This is a genomic window from Clostridiales bacterium, assembly GCA_017569285.1.
Taxonomy (GTDB): Bacteria; Bacillota; Clostridia; order Christensenellales; family Aristaeellaceae; genus Aristaeella.
Window position 1 is genome coordinate 624720 of sequence record CP069419.1, and the last position, 16306, is coordinate 641025.

13 protein-coding genes are annotated in these 16306 nt (G+C 57.7%); 4 read left to right on the plus strand and 9 right to left on the minus strand.

The window, feature by feature from the left end; translation table 11 throughout:
• Nucleotides 1–64: 64 nt before the first annotated feature.
• Together JNO48_02800 and JNO48_02805 are read right to left on the minus strand one after the other, a co-directional pair.
• A complete protein-coding gene (locus JNO48_02800) occupies nucleotides 65–1270 on the minus strand; it encodes a BMP family ABC transporter substrate-binding protein (protein ID QTE68853.1) in 1206 nt (401 codons plus the stop codon).
• A 47-nt stretch (nucleotides 1271–1317) separates the two neighbouring features.
• Complete coding sequence (locus tag JNO48_02805; protein QTE68854.1) at nucleotides 1318–1902, minus strand: xanthine phosphoribosyltransferase; 585 nt, start codon at nucleotides 1900–1902, stop codon at nucleotides 1318–1320.
• A gap of 191 nt (nucleotides 1903–2093) precedes the next feature.
• Between JNO48_02805 and JNO48_02810 the strand changes: the two genes are divergently transcribed.
• Complete coding sequence (locus JNO48_02810; GenBank protein ID QTE68855.1) at nucleotides 2094–2978, plus strand: YegS/Rv2252/BmrU family lipid kinase; 885 nt, start codon at nucleotides 2094–2096, stop codon at nucleotides 2976–2978.
• A gap of 69 nt (nucleotides 2979–3047) precedes the next feature.
• Here JNO48_02810 and JNO48_02815 read toward each other — a convergent pair whose 3' ends face one another.
• The 7 genes from JNO48_02815 to JNO48_02845 form a co-directional block, all read right to left on the minus strand.
• Nucleotides 3048–4571 carry a carboxylesterase family protein gene (locus JNO48_02815; protein ID QTE68856.1) on the minus strand — a complete coding sequence of 508 codons (1524 nt, stop codon included), beginning with the start codon at nucleotides 4569–4571 and terminating at the stop codon, nucleotides 3048–3050.
• A 26-nt stretch (nucleotides 4572–4597) separates the two neighbouring features.
• The gene (locus tag JNO48_02820) at nucleotides 4598–6553 is read right to left on the minus strand and encodes a right-handed parallel beta-helix repeat-containing protein (protein QTE68857.1); all 1956 of its coding nucleotides are present in this window, start codon (nucleotides 6551–6553) and stop codon (nucleotides 4598–4600) included.
• Between the two features lie 94 nt (nucleotides 6554–6647).
• On the minus strand, nucleotides 6648–7220 hold the full coding sequence (locus JNO48_02825) for an indolepyruvate oxidoreductase subunit beta (protein ID QTE68858.1): 573 nt from the start codon (nucleotides 7218–7220) through the stop codon (nucleotides 6648–6650).
• A 3-nt stretch (nucleotides 7221–7223) separates the two neighbouring features.
• Complete coding sequence (gene iorA, locus JNO48_02830) at nucleotides 7224–8975, minus strand: indolepyruvate ferredoxin oxidoreductase subunit alpha (protein ID QTE68859.1); 1752 nt, start codon at nucleotides 8973–8975, stop codon at nucleotides 7224–7226.
• Between the two features lie 57 nt (nucleotides 8976–9032).
• Nucleotides 9033–10667 (minus strand): acyl--CoA ligase, encoded by a 1635-nt coding sequence (locus JNO48_02835; protein ID QTE68860.1) that lies wholly within the window; start codon nucleotides 10665–10667, stop codon nucleotides 9033–9035.
• Between the two features lie 115 nt (nucleotides 10668–10782).
• A complete protein-coding gene (locus tag JNO48_02840; GenBank protein QTE68861.1) occupies nucleotides 10783–11673 on the minus strand; it encodes an RluA family pseudouridine synthase in 891 nt (296 codons plus the stop codon).
• A 28-nt stretch (nucleotides 11674–11701) separates the two neighbouring features.
• On the minus strand, nucleotides 11702–12610 hold the full coding sequence (locus tag JNO48_02845) for a cation transporter (GenBank protein QTE68862.1): 909 nt from the start codon (nucleotides 12608–12610) through the stop codon (nucleotides 11702–11704).
• Nucleotides 12611–12810: 200 nt separating this feature from the next.
• Here JNO48_02845 and JNO48_02850 point away from each other — a divergent pair, with 200 nt between their 5' ends.
• The 3 genes from JNO48_02850 to JNO48_02860 all read left to right on the plus strand — a co-directional run bounded on the left by JNO48_02850 (nucleotide 12811) and on the right by JNO48_02860 (nucleotide 16283).
• Nucleotides 12811–13995, plus strand: coding sequence for a GTP-binding protein (locus tag JNO48_02850; GenBank protein QTE68863.1), 1185 nt, complete (start codon nucleotides 12811–12813; stop codon nucleotides 13993–13995).
• Nucleotides 13992–14942, plus strand: a complete 951-nt coding sequence (locus JNO48_02855) for a GTPase (GenBank protein ID QTE68864.1) — start codon at nucleotides 13992–13994, stop codon at nucleotides 14940–14942. Before JNO48_02850 ends, JNO48_02855 begins: the two co-directional genes overlap by 4 nt.
• 135 nt (nucleotides 14943–15077) lie before the next feature.
• The gene (locus JNO48_02860) at nucleotides 15078–16283 is read left to right on the plus strand and encodes an AI-2E family transporter (GenBank protein QTE68865.1); all 1206 of its coding nucleotides are present in this window, start codon (nucleotides 15078–15080) and stop codon (nucleotides 16281–16283) included.
• The last annotated feature ends 23 nt before the right edge of the window (nucleotides 16284–16306 follow it).

The window sequence follows — 16306 nt, forward strand, 5'->3', positions numbered from 1 at the left end:
AAGTACACGGACTGCCACCCATAATCTGAGTGGCAGTCCGGTCGTGTTGCATCTAATGGCGAAATCAGAATGCGCTGTTCAGCAGCTCGATGCCGTCGATCGTCAGATCGAAGTAGGGAGCGCTGCGGAATTCGGATTCATGGAAGTAACCGTCCGCAACCGCTTCAGTATCCGGAGTAAAGGCAGCGTCGGTGTCCACGTCCGCCAGTTTGGAGGTCACGGGCTTGCCGTCCACGGTGATGAAGCCTTCGGTCGCGGTGTCGAACACCTTGCGGGTGCCGGCCAGCAGTTCCGCCTTGACTTCTTCAATCTTGGCCACGGTGCCTTCAGCGGCAGCCGCTTCATTCACGTCGGTCAGCACAACGGAACCGGTCTCGATGGTGCCGGTCCAGTCGGTCGCGATTTCTTCACCGGCGATAGTCTGGTTGACCAGGTATTCGAAGTAGGGAGCCCAGTCAATCTTGCTGGCCACGATGAAGGTGTTGGGGCAGGCATCCACGGTGGAGCCGTTGTAGGAGATGTTCGGGATGCCGGCGGATTCACAGGCAGTGGGGGCGCCCATGGAGTCCGCGTGCTGGGAGATCAGGTCGGCGCCGGCATTGATCAGCGCTTCAGCAGCAGCCTTCTCGCCGATTTCATCGTACCAGGAACCGGTGAACTGAACCTTCATGATCACGTCGGGGCAGACGCTCTTCGCGCCCAGGTAGAAGCTGGTGTAGCCGGAGATCACTTCCGCGTAGGTGAAAGCGCCGACGTAACCGATCATGGGAACTTCGCCCTTCAGGTTTCCGGCAGCCTTGATCTCATTCAGCTTCAGTCCGGCAGCAACACCGGCCAGGTAACGACCTTCGTAGATGGAGGCAAACGCATTGTGGAAGTTCGCCAGGTTTTCAGTATGGGCCTTGGTGCCGGTAGCATGGGCAAAGGTGACTTCCGGGAATTCCTTCGCGGCTTCGATCATGAAGTCTTCATGGCCGAAACTGTCGGCGAAAACGATGTTGCATCCTTCATCAACCAGGTCCAGCGCCTTCTGGCGGCATTCATCGGACTCCGGAATGCCGGAAACGATGATCACCTGTTCTTCAGCCAGTCCCAGGTTCGCAGCGGCCTTCTTGGCAGAGTCGATAAAGTTCTTGTCATACGTGGACTGTTCGTCATGCAGGGTGATAATACCGAGCTTGATGTCTTCCTTGGCGATTCCGTCCGCCAGGGAAGCTGCGGCGGTCAGGCACAGTACCAGGGCCAGAACCAGAGCAACGATTTTCTTCATGTGGTTTGTCCTCCTCTTATTTGTCCTTGGAGTGGGTATATATTGGATCAATCGTCATCCGGGCGGAGACGGATCACTCCGTTTTCAATCCCGTCCACGATTGCCAATGACTTAAGATGTACTCCGGCTTCCCGCAGCTGGTTTCCGCCGGGCTGGAAGCCTTTCTCCACAGCAATTCCGACGCCGACAACAGTCGCCTTCTGCTGCTCGCACAGGCTCATCAGCCCGTGAACCGCCTGTCCGTCCGCCAGGAAGTCGTCGATGATCAGTACGCGGCTGCCAGCCGGCAGGTACCGCCGCTCAATCCGGATGGTATTGTGCGTCTTATGGGTAAAGGAGTAAACCGGCGCCTGCACCGTCTCGTTGTTCAGCACCGCGGTCGCGCTCTTTTTCGCGAACACAACCGGAAGATCACCCAGCGCATGGGCTGCCGCCACAGCCATCGCGATGCCACTGGCTTCCACCGTCAGGACCAGGTCCGGCTTTTCATCGCGGAACTCCTTCGCCCATGCTTCCCCCATGGCAAACAGCAGCCCGGTATCAATCCGGTGGTTCAGGAACATATCCACTTTTACGATATCACTGCCGATTCCCTTGCCCTGACTGAGTATCATCTGGCGCAACGCTTCCATGTCCCGGCCTCCAAAACACGAACATTCCATCAAGGATGGGTAAAATTATACGATAAAAAACCGAATATTCAATAAAGAATATATTCCAAAAGTGTTAAATATAAGCCCTGTATCCGGACGTCCGTTCGCCTTTGTGGTTTGGGCATTTCTGTGGTAAAATACGGATACTGACGGGAAAGGAAATGACCGTGTTGAAGAAGCTGCTGCTGATTGTAAACCCAAATGCCGGCACCCGGCAGGCCCACCGCCTGCTGCCGGAGATGATTTCCGTGCTAACCGCGGGCGGATACCTGGTCACTGTCTGTGTGACGGATAAAAGCGGAGATGGAGTGGCTTTTGCCCGGGATCATGCCGGGGATGCGGACCTGGTTGTCGCCTGCGGCGGGGACGGAACACTCAACGAGGTGGTCTCCGGCCTGCTGTCCGGCAGCCATACAACACCTGTCGGCTATATTCCGGCCGGCAGTACCAATGACTTTGCTGCAACGCTCGGTCTTTCCCCGGACCTGCTGGCTGCCTGTGAAACGATATGCAGCGGCGCCCCCCGCATGCTCGACATGGGGCGTTTCGGGGCAGACCGGTATTTCTGCTACACCGCTTCTTTCGGCGCATTCACCAGCGTTTCCTGGTCCACACCGCAGAACATGAAAAACATCCTCGGCCACGCTGCCTATATCCTGCAGGGGATCCGTTCCCTGGCGGATATCCATCCGATCCATATGCGGATCACGGCGGACGGGACCGTCTATGAAGATGATTACCTCTTCGGGGCCGTCTGCAATTCCACCTCGCTCGGCGGGATCCTGAAGCTGGAGGACAATCAGGTCGATATGAATGACGGCCGTTTCGAAACACTGCTGATTCCCTTTCCGCCGAACCTGGGAGCCCTGGGCCAGGTCATCGGTGCGCTTACAGCCGGCAATTACGAAGATCCGTCCCTGATCTTCATCCGGGCTTCTTCCTTCACTTTCGAAGGGGCGCCGGAACTGGAGTGGACCCTGGACGGAGAAGAAGCCACAGCCATCAATCCGCTGACAATTCAGAACATACACAACGCGGTTCAGCTGATCTGCTGAACCGCGCCGTTATTTCCCCGGGTGCCTGACGGATGCCCGTTTTTTCTTTTTGGCGGATTTGCCGTGTTTTTATAACCCTTTCATGCGTTCCATAATCCGTTCCGTGATGAACTTCCCGAATGCGCTCTGGGCTTCATACTCCGCTTTTGCGCCGTCTCCGGTAAACCGCATTGTGCAGGGGCTTTCTGCAGACCATTTATCCCACTGCGGCAGGGTTTCCCCGTTCAGGTCCTTCCCGTTCGGATTCCCGTTGCGGATGAAATTGCAGAAATAGTCACACATCTGCCGGGCCAGGTCGTAATGGCGTCCGGTGAACGGCCGCCAGCACTTGGCCAGCGTTTCAAACCAGAACCACAGGTCCGAGGAGTGGAAGGTGCCCGGATTGTCCCATCCCGGAATATCCGGATCGAAGCAGTAGCAGTATCCGCCTTTCCCCTGCGCAGCCTTGTCACTGAGTACACCCTTCACGGTGCATTCGATGCCGCTGACCGGTGCGTATCCCTGTCCCGGGAGATTCTTCCGGCTTTCCGGCGTCTTCAGGAATTCTCCGGCCTTGTCGCCGAACAGGCGCTTTGCTTCAGCCTCCAGTTCCTTTTCATCCTTCGCGTCAATCGTATTCAGGAACTCTGTGCTGGTATTCCCTGCCATCATATTCACGTCCACGCACTTCCCCTGCCGGTACAGGGCAATCGGGTCGCCGACGCAGAAGAGGTCATCCTGCACTGTGAAGAAAGGCACGTGCGACTCCATATATTTCTCATAGCTGCGCTGCAGCGTTACCGCATCCATGGCCCGCGCTTCCTCCAGGTCCTTCACCCCAAGGTAGGCGAAAAAGTCTTCTCCCTTCTTCTCCGCGTCCCGCAGCAGTTCCGGCCGGCCGACTTCCCGGCGGAAGTAGGGATCAAAGATCATCGCGCTCATCACGACAGCGTTTTTGAACAGCCCGCTGTTGTCCGGGCATGCCACCTGGGACATGACGCTTCCGCCGCCGGCGGACTGGCCGGCAATGGTCACCTGTTCCGGGTCTCCGCCGAAGGCTGCGATGTTCCGCTGCACCCAGCGCAGTCCGGCCTGCTGGTCCAGGTTGCCGAAATTGGCCGGGGCATCCGGCTGCTGTGCGGTAATCTCCGGATGGGTCAGGAATCCCAGCGCACCGACCCGGTAGTTGACCGTCACAACAACGATCCCGCGCCGGGCAATCCGTTCCCCGTCAAACTCCATCTCCGCGGGATAGCCGCACTGCAGCCCGCCCCCGAAGAACCATACCAGCACCGGCTGTTTTTCATCCGCGCTCTTCGCATTTGTCCACACATTCAGGTACAGGCAGTCCTCGCCCATTGCAATTTCCGGATCCACATGCCATTCCCGGCAGTAGATATCGGTTCCGAGTCCCGGAATCCACTGCATCGAGATCGGCGCAAAACGGTAGCATTCCTTCACCCCGTCCCAGTTTTCGCATGGCAGCGGTGCGCGCCAGCGGTTCTTCCCCACCGGCGGTGCGGCAAAAGGAATTCCCTTGAATGCTGTAATCCTCGGATCTGCCGCTTCAATTCCGCGCACCCATCCGTTCTCTGTTTTCACCTGTCTCAGCATGACTGATCCCTCCTCGCTTTTTGCCCTCATATTTTTGCCCGGTATACACCGTCTCCGGTCTTTTCCCATACCGCATACGGTCCCGGAAGCGCTGCCGCGCCGCGTTCCGTGTCAAACCGGTCTTCCCGGCTGGCTGCATCCGCCGTTACCTCGCGGACATCCCCCGGATTCCGGATCAGTTTCAGCCTTTCCGCTTCCCCGCGGAATCCGAACGGACCTTCCCTGGTTTCCCGGAATGTCACGGTGCCGGCTTCCGCGTCCACGTCGATATCAAACCAGCCGTTCTGCCCCTCCCGGTCAAATCCGCAGAATTCCTGCCACGCCGGCAGGTTCAGGCAGACTTCCGGTTCCGGATACATCACCCGCAGGTATCCGCCCGTCATCCGGACATACAGGTTGCCTTCCACCTCGTTGTCCCGGGTGGGCAGGTCAACCGCCGCCTCCCCGCATTCATAGAAGATATTGTTGATGATCTTCGCGTCCCGTGAGGTTCCGCCGCGTTCCAGCCCGTGCATGCGGAACGGAACCGGCTTCAGGTAGTATCCGCTGTGCCGGCACCGGCCAATCAGGTTATGGGCAATATACAGCCGGTCGGTTCCTTCCCCGTAGACGCCGTAGCCGTTCACAACGTCATGCTCCCGCAGCTTGTACCATCCGGAAGATCCCGGCTCTGCCGGAACCTTGGCCGGGTCAAACCGGCCCTCCACATTCCAGATGATATTGTTGTCGATCAGGTTGACCCCTTCCCGGGTGCATTCAATAAAGATGGCTTCCCGCTGTTCGATTCCGTCCAGGAACAGGTTCCCGGTGATCCGGTTATTCTCGTTCCCGCAGTCCAGCCACAGGTGGTCTGCCCGGAAGGTATTCCGGAAAACATTGTGCCGGATCAGCCCGTTCACGCTGTTGTGCAGCTTGATTGCGCCGGCCTCCCAGCTCAGTTCCATCTTCTGCCAGCCAGTCCCCTCAATCACATTGTCCTCGATCAGCAAACGTTCCGAGAACATCCCGGCGATCCCGCATACGCCGGCATCCCGGATCCGGCAGCCGCGGATCACACTGTATCCGATCATTTCCCCCGGTGTATGGGTATGGTGCCAGCACTCATTTCCGACGTCGATTGCCACGCCATTGGACCAGTTAACCTCGCAGTCTTCAATGATCCAGTGGTGCCCGCGGTGGGCGGAAATGGCGCCGCGCTGCGGAACCGGTGCGCCCGTCGCCGCGTGCTCACAGATGAGCCCCTTCACTCGGATATAGTTCAGGAAGGGTTTTGCCGGCGCAAAGCACTGTTCGCGGACCGTCACCTCAATCCGGTGTTCCCGCGGATCGGCATCCCCGGCCAGGCGGAAATGCACCTTCATGCCGTTTGCTTCCACCCAGTAGGTATTGTCCTCCCGGCCCATCCCGTTATACAGCGGTACCTGCCGGAGCGGCTTTCCGTCGCAGAAAACACACCCCCGCCGGTTCAGGTAGGTGGTCATATCGGTTTTGTCATACTCAATGAACAGCCGGTCATGCAGGATGTTCACCGCACAGAACGGGTTGTATCCCCGGAACAGTTCCGGATCCAGGTCGTATTCCCAGATCCGGGGTTCTCCTTCCGGTACCGGACCGGGACCGCGGAACAGCATCCACCCTTCGCTCGGAATAAAATCCGTCACTTCCTCGGAAGCGCGCAGGATCACATCCCCGTCCCCGTATGCTTCATATGAAACCATATGCTCCGGATCTGTTCCGCCGTATACCGGCTGCACACACTCCCGGTAAATTCCGGCATGGATACGCACCCGGGTCCCCGGGCTGGCCTCCGCCGCAGCCCGGCTGATTGTGCGGAAGGGTTTGCCTTCGCTGCCGTCATTCTCATCCGAGGCATTCGGGTCGGTATTGCTCACAAACAGTTCCCGTTCCCATACCGGTTCCTTTTCCCAGAATTCATATCTCTGTCCGTCTGGCAGGATCGATGAGGGGTCTTTCCGCGTCATAGGCAAATCCTCCTTTTCATCAAAAAACGGGCACCCCGTGAGGAGTGCCCTTCGGGGTTCAGGCGAATGGTTTGAATCCCAGGGTTTCTGTCGGTTATTTTCCATATCCGGTTTCAAATGCTTTCACGTTCATTTCCATGAACTTCGGGTTGATCACCTTCTGCAGGGCAGCCATCCACTTCTCCTTCGGGATATCCGTGCAGGCGGCAAAATGGCCCATCAGCACGATATTGACCGCTTTGGCGCTGCCGGCTTCAAGTGCCGGTCCCAGGGCGTCAAAATCGTCAATGTCAAATCCCTTTGCCTTCAGCTGTTCCAGCACGTCCTCGGGATAAGCCGCAGCGCCGGTAATCACGGGCATGGGATCAATCTGCTGTGTATTGACGATAATCTTGCCGCCTTTCCGCAGGCATCCGGCATACCGGGCTGCTTCCAGCTTTTCAAAACTGATGATATAGTCGCATTCCCCTTCCGTTACGATCGGGGAATATACCTTGTCGCCGTAACGCACATAGGTCACCACGCTGCCGCCGCGCTGGCTCATGCCATGCACTTCGCTCAGCTTTACGTCATACCCTTCATCGGTCAGTACGGTTCCGAGCAGCCGGGAAGCCAGCAGGCTTCCCTGTCCGCCGACGCCGACAATCATGATACTGGTCGTCTTCATACCTTATTCCTCCCCGATGGCGCCAAATGCGCACAGCTGTCCGCAGACGCCGCAGCCGACACACAGTGTCTTGTCAATCCGGGCTTTGCCATCCCTGAAACTGATGGACGGGCAGCCCATCTTCATGCACTTCCGGCAGCCCCGGCACTTGTCCGGATCTACCGTCAGCGGCGCCTTGGGCTTCACGTACTTCAGCAGAACACAGGGCCGCCGGCTGATAATCACGGAAGGTTCCGCAACTGCCAGCTCTTCCAGCACCGCTTCCTCGCATGCCTTCAGGTCATACGGATCCACGACGCGTACCCGGTTGATGCCCAGCGCCCGGCACAGTGCTTCCAGGTCCACCTTGGCTGCCGGATCGCCTTTGATGTTGTATCCGGTGGTCGGGTTCTGCTGGTGGCCGGTCATACCGGTGATGGAATTGTCCAGGATGATCACGGTGGAGTTGGTGGCATTGTAGGCAATGTTCACCAGACCTGTCATACCGCTGTGCATGAACGTGCTGTCGCCGATCACCGCCACGGTCTTCTTCTCGGTTTCCTCCCCGCGGGCTGCGTTGAATCCGTGGATTCCGGAAACGCTCGCGCCCATGCACAGGGTGGAATCCAGCGCGTTCAGCGGAGCCACGGCGCCCAGTGTATAGCATCCGATATCACCGAGCACAGTAATATGGTTTTTGACCAGGGTGTAGTACATTCCCCGGTGCGGACAGCCGGAGCACATCATCGGGGGACGTCCCGGTACGGCCGGTGCTTCTCCCTGTGCTTCCGGAATGCCCGGAACCGCGATTCCTTCGGACAGGAACGCTTCCCGGATGGTTTTCTGGCTGAACTCGCCGATTCCGGAGAACAGGCCCTTGCCGGTTACCTCAATGCCCAGCGCCCGGATATGGTTTTCCAGGATCGGATCAAGCTCTTCAATTACATACAGTTTCTTTACCTGTGCGGCAAAATCACGGATCAGCTTTTCAGGCAGCGGGTTGGGCATGCCGATCTTCAGCACGCTCACATCATCCCCGAAAACTTCTTTCACATACAGGTAGCTGCAGCCGGAGGTAATAATACCGATTTCACGGTTTTCCGCCATTTCCACCCGGTTGTACATGCAGTTTTCGGCCAGCTCTTGCAGTTTTGCCGTCCGCTCCTCCACCACGGGATGGCGGAGCTTGGCATAGCCGGGCATCATAATGTACTTGGAGGGTTGCCGGACATATTCCTTCACCGGAACGTCCTCCCGCTCCCCGATATCCACAACACACTGGCTGTGGGCAATACGCGTGCACATCCGCAGCAGCACAGGTGTGTCATATTCCTCGCTCAGGGCGAAAGCGCTCTTTGCGAATGCATATGCCTCTGCGGAGTCGGAAGGCTCCAGCATCGGAACCTTCGCTGCAATCGCATAGTGCCGGGAATCCTGCTCATTCTGGCTGGAATGCATGGCCGGGTCATCCGCCACACAGATCACCATGCCGCCGGTCACGCCGGTATAGCTCAGGGTAAACAGCGGATCCGCTGCTACGTTCAGGCCGACGTGCTTCATCGCGCAGGCAGAGCGCATTCCTGCCAGGCTGGCGCCAAAAGCGACTTCCGTCGCAACTTTTTCGTTCGGTGCCCATTCAGAATGGATATCATCGTGCTTGGCCAGGAACTCTGTAATCTCCGTGGAAGGTGTGCCGGGATAGCTGGATACCAGTCCCAGTCCGGCATTGTACAGTCCCCAGGCCACCGCCTCGTTACCGATAACAAGTTTTTTCATTTTCACAAGCCTCTTTAACCGTAATATCTGTTCATCAGGTGCGTACAGCCTGCTTTGTCAGCTCCTGTTCTGGCTGTCCACCAGACCTTCGCCGCCGTACATTTTCCGCAGCTTCGGCTTTTCGATCTTGCCGGTGGCGTTCCGGGGAACAGGCGCCAGGATGATCTTCCGGGGCCGCTTATACCGGGGCATGCCCATGCAGAATTCCTGGATATCCTCTTCCGTGCAGGTCGCGCCGGGAACCAGTTCCACGATCGCCGCCGCGATCTCGCCCAGCCGGGCATCCGGCAGGCCGATCACCGCCACGTCCTTGATCGGCGGATAGGCCGCCATAAAGTTCTCGATCTCGACCGGATACAGGTTCTCACCGCCGGTAATGACCACATCCTTCTTGCGGTCCACCAGGTAGATGAAGCCTTCATCATCCTGCTTGGCCATATCGCCGGTCAGCAGCCAGCCGTCCTTCAGGGTCTCTGCGGTAGCCTGCGGGTTGTTGTAGTAGCATACCATAACGCCGGGGCCCTTCAGGCACAGTTCGCCAACCTCGCCCTGTTTCACTTCGGAGCCGTCCGGGTTGATAATCTTGACCTGCCAACCATATCCGGGGATACCGATTGCACCGACCTTCCGCACATTCTCGATACCCAGATGTACTGCGCCGGGGCCGATGGATTCGCTCAGGCCGTAGTTGGTGTCATACTGATGATTCGGGAAATACTTCAGCCAGCGGTGGATCAGGCTCTGGGGCACCGGCTGCGCGCCGATGTGCATCAGCCGCCACTGATTCAGCTGGTAATCCTCCAACCGCAGTTCGCCGCTGTCCAGCGCAGTCAGGATATCCTGTGCCCACGGGACCAGCAGCCATACGATCGTGCACTTCTCGTGGCTTACAGCCTCCAGGATTGTCTGCGGCCGGGTTCCCTTCAGGATCACTGCCTTGCTGCCGGAAATCAGGCTGCCGAACCAGTGCATCTTTGCGCCGGTGTGATAGAACGGCGGAATGCACAGGAAGCAGTCATCCCGGGTCTGGCCGTGATGTGCCTGCTCCACCCGTGCGGAATGGATCAGGCTCCGGTGCTTGTGCAGGATCGCCTTCGGGAATCCCGTTGTGCCGGATGAGAAATAGATCGCCGCGTCATCATCCTCGGTCAGTGTACACGGCGGGAAGCTGCTGCTGCTTTCATTGATCAGCTCAGTCAGGTCGTCCGCGAAGCTCGGGCAGCCGGCGCCTTCATATACCAGGGAAACCTGGGGAATCCTGTCCGCGATTTCCTCCACACGGCCGATAAACTCCGGCCCGAAAATCAGCATGTTGCTTTCGGACAGCTTCAGGCAGTATTCAATTTCATTTGCGGCATACCGGAAGTTCATCGGCACCACCACTGCACCGGTCTTCAGCACGCCGAAATAAATCGGCAGCCAGTCAATGCAGTTCATCAGCAGGATGGCCACTTTTTTTCCCTTGCCGATGTTGTGGCTCCGGAGCATATTCGCCACCCGGTTGGCTTTTTCGTCAAAGACAGCCCAGGTGATTTCCCGACGGTAATGGCGCTGTTTCACGCTGGGTTCCACCAGCTCAAAGTCATGCCATGTAACCCGGCGGGTTTCCGGTTGGTCCGGGTTAATTTCAATCAATGCTGTATCGTCCGGCCATTCCCGGGCGTTTCTCTCCAGCAGTTCGATGATGGTCATCCTGTTGTTCATTCCTTTCGGGTGCTGCGGTATTCAGTGTTGTCTTCCGTGCGGAATGACAGGCATCTCCGCGGACGGACACTGTAAATAACTATACAAATTCAACCCCGCAAAGTCAATCAAAGTCCATTAAAAGAACATCCGTTCCCGCCCAGTCCGGCACGGATGTGAATTGCATCTGTTCCCCGGTCACCGGATGTTTCATTTCCAGGTACGCGCTGTGGAGGGCAAACCTCCCCGCAAACCGTTCCGGGTCCTCGGTTCCGTACAGGAAATCCCCGTGGACCGGGCAGCCGATTGCACTCAGGTGAACACGGATCTGGTGGGTCCGACCTGTCCGGAGCTCCAGCAGGATCAGCGCGCCGCCATTTTCGGTCCCGCGCAGTACCCTGTACCGGGTGATGCTCCGTTTTCCGTCCGGTGTAATGATCCGTTTCACGGATGCCTCCGGCGCTTTGCCGATCGGGAGGTCGATCACGCCCTCATGCTCCGCCGGCATGCCGTCTGTCAGCGCAAGGTAGCGCCGGATAAAGTCCGGTCCGTGCAGTTTCCGCTGCATCAGGTGCTGCGCATAGGGGGTTCGGGCAACAACCATCAGCCCGCCGGTTCCCTTGTCCAGCCGGTTTACCGGCCGGTACACGAAATCCGCCGGGCATCCGAAATAACTGAACAGGGCATTCTCCAGGCTGTCGTCCGGATGGTTCCGGCTGCTCTGGCTGGCCAGCGGGGACGGCTTCACAACCACCATCAGGTGCTCATCGATGTATGGAATCTCCAGCGGAATATCATACGGCTTCAGTGCATATACCGGCCGGTCCTCTGCCGGAATGAACAAAACCGTATCCCCGGCCTGTACCCGGGCATCGGTATGCACAGGCTCGCCGTTCAGCAGGATCCGCCCGTTCCATTTGGCGCTCTTCATTGCGGAGTAGCTGATCTCCATCGAGCGCCGCAGGATATCCCGGATCCGCCGGCCGTCTTCTTCTGTTTTCACCCGGTATTCCATACGCTGCAGTATATCCTTCCTCCCCCGGTCAGGTATGCTCGCCGGTCGGATTAACGTGAATCATAATATGTTTGACCGCAGGGAATGCCTGCTCAATATCATTGTGCACCGTTTCGGCAATCTCATGGGCCTGCTGCAGCGGCATGCTGCCGTCCACCGAGATCTCCAGCTCGATATAGATCCGGTTGCCGAACTGCCGCGTCATCATCTTGTCGATATGCGCCACGTCCGGATGGTCCAGTACATTCTGCCGGATCGCCCGGTCGGTTTCCTCATCGCAGCTGTGGTCCACCATTTTGTCCACCGCGTCGCGGAAAATATCATAGGCGGCCTTCCCGATCATCACACAGATCAGCAGGCTGGCAATCGGATCCAGGATCGGAAGCCCCAGCCGAGCGCCGCCGATACCGATCAGCGCGCCGATGGAAGACAGCGCGTCGGACCGGTGGTGCCAGGCATCGGCCATCAGTGCACCGGATCCTGTTTCCTTCGCCGCCGCCCGTGTATAGTGGAACATGCCTTCCTTCACGGCAATGGAGACCACAGCTGCGATCAGGGCGAGCAGCCCGGGCACAGACGGCGGTGTCTGCTCCGCATCTGCAATCGTCCGGATCCCCTGCCAGCCGATCATCAGTCCGGTTGCAAGCAACATGCCTGCCAGGATAATCGCCGCCACGCATTCCAGCCGTTCATGGCCGTACGGATGCTCCCGGTCGGATGCTTTCCCGGCTGCGCGCATTCCGATCATCACGATCACAGTACTCAGCACATCCGACGCGGAATGCACCGCGTCCGAAACCATCGCGCCGGAACGGGCAATCAGGCCGGCTGCCAGCTTTAATACAGACAGGCCCAGGTTGATGAACATCGTCACCCGCGCCACCCGCATCGCTGTATGGGAATCTCCCCGGAGCTCTGTTTTCTCCGTTTGCTTCATATCTCTCTCTTCTTTCCGGCTCAACACCTTCCGATATTATATCCCGCCCCTTCCCGCTTGTAAACGGGCGTCATCCGTTCCGATTGTGACGAAATCCGGAAAAAGAGTCCAAAACTGTTGACATTATCCCGAAAAGTGAGTTATATAAGGAAAGCCGCCGGTAAAACTGAACCGGCAGGCGGGAAAGAAGGATGAATCAAATGGTAAAAATCAATGTAATTTCCGGTTTCCTCGGTGCGGGCAAAACCACGCTGATCAAGAAACTGCTGACCGGCAGCCTCCGTAATGAAAAAGTGGTCCTGCTGGAGAATGAATACGGTGAAATCGGTATTGACGGCGGCTTTATGAAGGACGCCGGAATCACCGTAACCGAGCTGAACGCCGGCTGCATCTGCTGCACCCTGGCCGGTGATTTCCAGGCCGCTGTGGACCAGCTGATCGATACCTACCATCCCGACCGGATCCTGGTGGAGCCCACGGGCGTCGGCAAGCTCAGTGAAATTCTGTCCGCTGTGGAAAAGGCGAAGGAACGCCATCCGGAAATCGAAGTCGGCGGCAGTGCCACCGTGGTGGACGCCGGCAAGTGCCGGATGTACATGAAAAACTTCGGCGAATTCTTCCTGGACCAGGTTAAGAGCGCTTCCACCGTCATCTTCAGCCGCACCCAGCTGCTGGATGCGGACCGTGTGGAAAAGAGCCGCCTGCTGATTGCCGAAGCCCATCCGGATGCCCGGATTATCACCACCCCCTGGGATGATATGACTCCGGACTTCATGCTGGACGTCATCGAAAACGGCAAGCCGATTTATTTCGCGCCGCTTGAGGATGATGACGATGATGACGATGATGAGGAAGAGCATCATCACCACCATCATGACCATGATGATGACGATGATGATGGCGATGAGCACGAACATCACCACCATCACGATCATGATGACGACGACGATGATGATGACGATGATGAGCATGAACATCACCACCATCACGGCCATGATGATGACGATGATGATGACGGCGATGAGCATGAACATCACCACCATCACGGCCATGAAGGCCATGAACATCATCACCATCACCACCATCACGGTGCGGATGACCATGATGCCGACGAAGTCTTCGACACCATCGGCCTGGAAACAGCCCGCCGCTACGAGCAGGATGAGATCCGCGCCATGCTGGACCGCCTGTCCGATGAAGAAGAATACGGCCGTGTCCTGCGGGCCAAGGGCATTCTCCAGAATGCCGCGGGTGAATGGTTCCAGTTTGACTATGTCCCCGGTGAAACCGATATGCGGAATGACAGCGCGGATTATACCGGCCGCCTGTGCGTCATCGGTACCAGCCTGAACGAGAAAGCGATTACGGAGCTGTTTCAGTTATGATTCGCAAATTCGTACCGGTTTACCTGATTACCGGCTTCATTGAAAGCGGAAAGACCACCCTCGGCCTCACGATCCTGGGCAACGAACGCTTTACCAACGGCGGCAAAACCCTGGTGATCTGCTGTGAGGACGGAGAAGCGGAATGGGATGACAAATCCCTGGAGAAAAACAACGGCGTCCTGGTGATGCTCGACAGCTCCGAAGAACTGAATTCCCGGCTCCTGGCAGACCTGGAAAACGAGCATAAGCCTTCCTGTGTCATCATGGAATACAACTCCATGTGGGGACTGGAAAAGCTGGACACCCTGATTCTTCCCCGCCTCTGGGACTGGGCGCAGGTGGTCACCACTGCCGACGGCACCACTTTTGAAAACTATATGACCAACATGCGGAAGCTTCTGACCGATCCCATGAAGACTGCCGATATGATCACGGTCAACCGCTGCGGTCCGGATTTCAACAAGAGTTCCTGGCGCAAGCAGCTGCGCGCGATGAACAACGCCGCCACCATCTTCTTCGAGAATCTCGACGGTACGGTGGATGACGGAATCCGGGATGAAGACCTGCCCTACGATATGAAGGCGGAAACCATCTCCATCGCGGAGGACCAGTTCGGCATCTTCTATGTGGACAGTATGGACCATCCCGAACGGTATGACGGCAAGAAAGTCCGGCTGGTCGGCCAGGCCTGGAAGCGCCCCGGATTCCCGAAGGGCTTCTACTACTTCGCCCGCAACGCGATGACCTGCTGTTCCAATGATATTGCGCCCTGCGGCTGGGTCTGCAAGGGAGAGCGCACACCGGACAACAAAACCTACTTCACCCTCACCGCACGCTGCAAAATGGTGCAGTCGCCGGATGGGCAAGTCGCGCTGATGCTCAATGAACTGAATGCAGAGCGCGCCAAGACGCCCCGCGAGGAACTGGTGTCCTTTGTCAACCTGTAATCACTGTTCATCTCCGACCGGCCTTCGGGCCGGTCTTTCCCTTTTCTCCGGCGCGGAAATGCTTGCTTTCCCCCGGGAAAAGGAATAGAATGAAATTTACAGAAAAAGCCATCATCCGGGAAAGGAGGCTGCGGCATGCTGAGTGAAGAGAGAAAAGCGTTTGAACGCCTGTCGTTCAAAGTGCTCATTGTTGTGCTCGTCCTGCTGGCAGCCTACTTCCTCGTCCCGCAGGTATGGGACAAACTTTCTCCCTTCTTCATTGCGATTCCGCTGGCTGCGATGCTGCAGCCGGTAATCCGCTTCTGTTTCAGGAAGCTGAAGCTGAAAAAGAGCATTTCCTCTTTCATCCTGGTCATCCTCCTGCTGGGGCTGGTCATCGGTATCCTGGTATGGCTGATCGGCCTGGTAACCAGCATGGTCAACCCGTTCCTCACCCAGTCGGAGGATATCGTCACCACCACCATCGGCACCATCCGCCAGGCAGTCAACAGCCTGATGCAGTATACGTCCGACAACTTCAGCCCGGAAGTCCAGGCGCAGATCAGCAAAGCAATGAACGACATGATCGGTGACCTGACAAAGTGGGGCATTTCCGTTTCCACAACGCTCGGCACTTATCTCGTTAACCTGGCCACCGGCTTCCCCTATTTCATCGTCTACACCACCTTCCTGGCGATGGCACTGTATTTCATCGCCCGGGATTATGATGATATCCGCAGCTACCTGCCGGGCGGAAAGCGCCGTAACCAGTCCAGCAACACCACCCAGCTGACCAACTCTGCCATCCGCAGCCTGATCGGCTACCTGCGGGTGCAGGGCACCTTCTCCCTGATGGTGCTGGTCGTCAGCCTGATTGTCCTCAACGCGTTCCGGTTCCCGTATGCCAGCGCCATCGCGATTGTCGCCGGCATCATGGAAATGATCCCCATGGTCGGCAGCGGCCTGCTCTATATCCTCATGGGCGTCATCTACCTGCTCACCGGCAATATTGCCGCGGCAATCCAGGTGCTTGCGCTCACTGCGGTGCTCCAGCTGGCGCGCCGCCTGCTTGAGCCGAAGCTTATGTCCAACTCCATCGGCATCACTCCCCTTGAAAGCCTGATTGGTATGTTTGTCGGCCTCCGGGTCGGCGGGATCATCGGCCTGATCGGCGGCCCGGTGGCGATGGCCGTGCTGGTCGGTGCCTTCCGCGGAAAGATTTTCGAATCCATGAAGCGGGATTTCTTCTGCCTGGTCACATACCTTCGGAACCGCTGGCGCCCGGCCGTGCCGGATCCCGCCCCTGTGCCGGATGGGCCGGCAGAGCCGGAATCGCCTGAACCTCCGGTCAAAGAAGAGTAAACTTGCATCCTGCCGGACCTTCG

Excerpts from the sequence above, each read along its gene's own strand:
- JNO48_02815 (QTE68856.1), bottom strand. The coding sequence starts at position 4,571 with ATGCTGAGACAGGTGAAAACAGAGAACGGATGGGTGCGCGGAATTGAA.
- JNO48_02820 (QTE68857.1), bottom strand. The coding sequence starts at position 6,553 with ATGACGCGGAAAGACCCCTCATCGATCCTGCCAGACGGACAGAGATAT.
- JNO48_02855 (QTE68864.1), top strand. The coding sequence starts at position 13,992 with ATGATTCGCAAATTCGTACCGGTTTACCTGATTACCGGCTTCATTGAA.
- JNO48_02800 (QTE68853.1), bottom strand. The coding sequence starts at position 1,270 with ATGAAGAAAATCGTTGCTCTGGTTCTGGCCCTGGTACTGTGCCTGACC.
- iorA (QTE68859.1), bottom strand. The coding sequence starts at position 8,975 with ATGAAAAAACTTGTTATCGGTAACGAGGCGGTGGCCTGGGGACTGTAC.
- JNO48_02850 (QTE68863.1), top strand. The coding sequence starts at position 12,811 with ATGGTAAAAATCAATGTAATTTCCGGTTTCCTCGGTGCGGGCAAAACC.
- JNO48_02840 (QTE68861.1), bottom strand. The coding sequence starts at position 11,673 with ATGGAATACCGGGTGAAAACAGAAGAAGACGGCCGGCGGATCCGGGAT.
- JNO48_02825 (QTE68858.1), bottom strand. The coding sequence starts at position 7,220 with ATGAAGACGACCAGTATCATGATTGTCGGCGTCGGCGGACAGGGAAGC.
- JNO48_02845 (QTE68862.1), bottom strand. The coding sequence starts at position 12,610 with ATGAAGCAAACGGAGAAAACAGAGCTCCGGGGAGATTCCCATACAGCG.
- JNO48_02835 (QTE68860.1), bottom strand. The coding sequence starts at position 10,667 with ATGACCATCATCGAACTGCTGGAGAGAAACGCCCGGGAATGGCCGGAC.
- JNO48_02860 (QTE68865.1), top strand. The coding sequence starts at position 15,078 with ATGCTGAGTGAAGAGAGAAAAGCGTTTGAACGCCTGTCGTTCAAAGTG.
- JNO48_02805 (QTE68854.1), bottom strand. The coding sequence starts at position 1,902 with ATGGAAGCGTTGCGCCAGATGATACTCAGTCAGGGCAAGGGAATCGGC.